The sequence below is a fragment of the Escherichia sp. 93.0816 genome, assembly GCF_013368855.2.
Taxonomy (GTDB): Bacteria; Pseudomonadota; Gammaproteobacteria; order Enterobacterales; family Enterobacteriaceae; genus Escherichia; species Escherichia ruysiae.
Genome location: NZ_JABWNC020000051.1, coordinates 1 through 3,522, shown reverse-complemented (window position 1 = coordinate 3,522; position 3,522 = coordinate 1). Strand labels below are relative to the sequence as shown.

Genomic DNA, 3,522 nt, shown 5'->3' with positions numbered 1-3,522 from the left:
GGCATCAGATAAAGCGAAAGGCCATCCGGAAGGATGGCCTTTTTGCGCTGGTGAAAACTTCTCCTGTCGTCATATCTACAAGCCATCCCCCCGCAGATACGGTAAACTAGCCACGTTTTTGCATCAGGAAAGCAGCTATGAACCACTCCTTAAAACCCTGGAACACCTTTGGCATTGATCATAATGCTCAGTACATTGTATACGCGGAAGACGAACAACAATTACTCAATGCCTGGCAACATGCGACCGCAGAAGGACAGCCTGTTCTTATTCTGGGGGAAGGAAGCAACGTACTTTTCCTTGAGGATTATTGCGGAACGGTGATCATCAACCGAATCAAAGGAATCGAAATTAATGATAAACCTGATGCATGGTATTTACATGTGGGTGCAGGAGAAAACTGGCATCGTCTGGTGAAATACACTTTGCAGCAAGGAATGCCCGGTCTGGAAAATCTGGCATTAATTCCTGGTTGTGTCGGCTCATCGCCTATCCAGAATATTGGCGCTTATGGCGTAGAATTACAGCGAGTTTGCGATTATGTTGACTGTGTTGAACTGGCGACAGGCAAGCAAGTGCGCTTAACTGCCAAAGAGTGCCGCTTTGGCTATCGCGACAGTATTTTTAAGCATGAATATCAGGATCGCTTCGCCATTGTAGCCGTAGGTCTGCGTCTGCCAAAAGAGTGGCAACCTGTACTGACTTACGGTGACTTAACTCGTCTGGAGCCTTCAACAGTAACGCCACTGCAAGTATTTGATGCAGTGTGCCATATGAGAACGACAAAGCTTCCCGATCCAAAAGTGAACGGCAATGCCGGTAGTTTCTTCAAAAATCCTGTTGTATCTGCCGAAACGGCTAACGCGTTGTTGGCACAATTTCCAACGGCACCGAATTACCCCCAGGCGGATGGTTCAGTAAAACTGGCTGCTGGCTGGCTCATCGATCAGTGTCAGCTAAAAGGGACGCAAATTGGTGGGGCTGCGGTACACCGTCAACAGGCGTTAGTTCTCATCAATGAAGGCAATGCAAAAAGCGAAGATGTCGTGCAACTGGCACATCATGTAAGACAGAACGTTGGTGAAAAATTTAATGTCTGGCTTGAGCCCGAAGTTCGCTTTATTGGTGCATCAGGTGAAGTTAGCGCAGTGGAGACGATTTCATGAAGGATAATACCGTTCCACTGAAATTAATCGCGCTGTTAGCGAACGGCGAATTTCACTCTGGCGAGCAGCTAGGTGAAACGTTAGGAATGAGCCGGGCGGCCATTAATAAACACATTCAGACGCTGCGTGACTGGGGCGTTGATGTCTTTACCGTTCCGGGTAAAGGATACAGCCTGCCTGAGCCCATTCAGTTACTTAATGCTGAACAGATATTGAGCCAGCTGGATGGCGGTAGTGTAGCCGTGCTGCCAGTAATTGACTCAACTAATCAGTACCTTCTTGATCGTATCGAAGAGCTTAAATCGGGCGATGCATGCGTCGCAGAATATCAGCAGGCAGGCCGTGGTCGCCGTGGTCGGAAATGGTTTTCGCCTTTTGGCGCAAACTTATATTTGTCGATGTTCTGGCGTCTGGAACAAGGCCCGGCTGCGGCAATTGGTTTAAGTCTGGTTATCGGTATCGTGATGGCGGAAGTATTACGCAAGCTGGGTGCAGATAAAGTTCGCGTTAAATGGCCTAATGACCTCTATCTGCAGGATCGCAAGCTGGCAGGCATTCTTGTGGAGCTGACTGGCAAAACCGGCGATGCAGCGCAAATAGTCATTGGCGCCGGGATCAACATGGCAATGCGTCGTGTTGAAGAGAGTGTCGTTAACCAGGGATGGATCACATTGCAGGAAGCAGGGATCAATCTCGATCGTAATACGTTGGCGGCCATGCTAATACGTGAATTACGCGCGGCGCTGGAACTCTTCGAGCAAGAAGGATTGGCACCTTATCTTTCGCGCTGGGAAAAGCTGGATAATTTTATTAATCGCCCAGTGAAACTTATCATTGGTGATAAAGAAATATTTGGTATTTCACGCGGAATAGACAAACAGGGCGCTTTATTGCTTGAGCAGGATGGAATAATAAAACCCTGGATGGGTGGTGAAATATCCCTGCGTAGTGCAGAAAAATAAGAAAGGGGAGCATTAGCTCCCCTGCAAATTATTTGCGTAGTCTGACTTCTTCTACCGCATGATTAGCACTCTTCGTCAGGATTAAACTGGCGCGCTCGCGAGTGGGTAGAATATTTTGCTTTAAGTTCAGCCAGTTGATCTCTTTCCACAGTGTCATGGCGGTTTTGATCGCTTCTTCCTTAGTTAATTTCGCATAGTTATGGAAATAGGAATCCGGGTCTGTAAAAGCCCCTTCGCGGAATTTCAGGAAGCGGTTGATATACCATGTTTGAAGTAAGTCTTCAGGCGCATCAACATATATCGAAAAATCGACAAAATCAGAAACAAATACATGATGCGGGTCGTGCGGATAATCCATCCCACTTTGTAAGACATTTAGTCCTTCAAGAATTAGGATATCAGGCTGAACAACGGTTTTATCACCATTTGGGATTACATCATAAATAAGATGCGAGTAAACCGGTGCCGTAACGTTTGGTACACCCGATTTGAGATCGGAAACAAACTTCACCAGACGATGCATATCATACGATTCCGGGAAGCCTTTCTTTTTCATCAGCCCGCGTTCTTTAAGTACTTTGTTGGGATGAAGAAAACCATCGGTGGTGATCAGTTCAACACGGCGATGTTCCGGCCAACGGCTTAAAAGCGCCTGTAATACACGGGCGGTTGTACTTTTCCCCACAGCTACACTGCCTGCGATGCTGATAATGTAAGGAATGCGTTGTCCGTTAGTGCCAAGAAACTGTTCCAGAACCGCCTGACGGCGCAGATTCGAGCTTATATAGAAGTTCAGCAAACGCGACAAAGGCAAATAGATCTCGGCAACTTCTTCTAACGAGAGATCTTCATTAATACCTTTGAGACGGGCGATCTCATCTTCCGATAACGTCATCGGTACGGAATCACGCAGAGCTGCCCACTGGTTGCGGTCAAACTGTAGGTAAGGCGTCATTAACGTTTGCTCTTTTATACTCATAAGCATGTTTCTGACGGTCATAGCTTTATCGGCAAAGCGATATTTGCCATGGCGCGTCACAGTTCTGTTGAATGGGTTAATGGGCAGGAGGGTAACACCAGATGGGGAGGAATAATAAGAAAAAATCGCTTACGGGAAGCTATCGGTGAAAAGCAATGTGACAGATATTCCATCTGATAAAAAGAATGGTGTTTTAACTGGCGCATATTGTTAAGCAGAACAATGCTGAAAAAATGTGCTAATCTGCTCATTGTTCGACTGTTTCTTCATCGAGTTGTTTAAAATATGACCAACAAAACAAATTATGCAATTTTTTAGTTGCATGAGCTCGCATGTCTCCATAGAATGCGCGCTACTTGATGCCGACTTAGCTCAGTAGGTAGAGCAACTGACTTGTAATCAGTAGGTCACCAGT

General features: G+C 46.4%; 3 protein-coding genes. 2 read left to right on the top strand and 1 reads right to left on the bottom strand.

Annotated features, from left to right (window positions below):
- The first annotated feature begins 137 nt into the window (after positions 1-137).
- Positions 138-1,166 carry a UDP-N-acetylmuramate dehydrogenase gene (gene murB, locus HEM79_RS22060; protein WP_176241708.1) on the top strand — a complete coding sequence of 343 codons (1,029 nt, stop codon included), beginning with the start codon at positions 138-140 and terminating at the stop codon, positions 1,164-1,166.
- A complete protein-coding gene (gene birA / locus HEM79_RS22055) occupies positions 1,163-2,128 on the top strand; it encodes a bifunctional biotin--[acetyl-CoA-carboxylase] ligase/biotin operon repressor BirA (protein ID WP_000654625.1) in 966 nt (321 codons plus the stop codon). The genes murB and birA overlap by 4 nt, the downstream gene beginning before the upstream one ends.
- Before the next feature lie 28 nt (positions 2,129-2,156).
- On the opposite strand, the gene coaA is transcribed toward birA, so the two are convergent.
- On the bottom strand, positions 2,157-3,107 hold the full coding sequence (gene coaA / locus HEM79_RS22050; RefSeq protein ID WP_000023078.1) for a type I pantothenate kinase: 951 nt from the start codon (positions 3,105-3,107) through the stop codon (positions 2,157-2,159).
- Positions 3,108-3,522: the final 415 nt, after the last annotated feature.

Bases quoted from the DNA above. Each gene is read 5' to 3' on its own strand.
- murB (WP_176241708.1), top strand. From the start codon at position 138: ATGAACCACTCCTTAAAACCCTGGAACACCTTTGGCATTGATCATAAT.
- birA (WP_000654625.1), top strand. From the start codon at position 1,163: ATGAAGGATAATACCGTTCCACTGAAATTAATCGCGCTGTTAGCGAAC.
- coaA (WP_000023078.1), bottom strand. From the start codon at position 3,107: ATGAGTATAAAAGAGCAAACGTTAATGACGCCTTACCTACAGTTTGAC.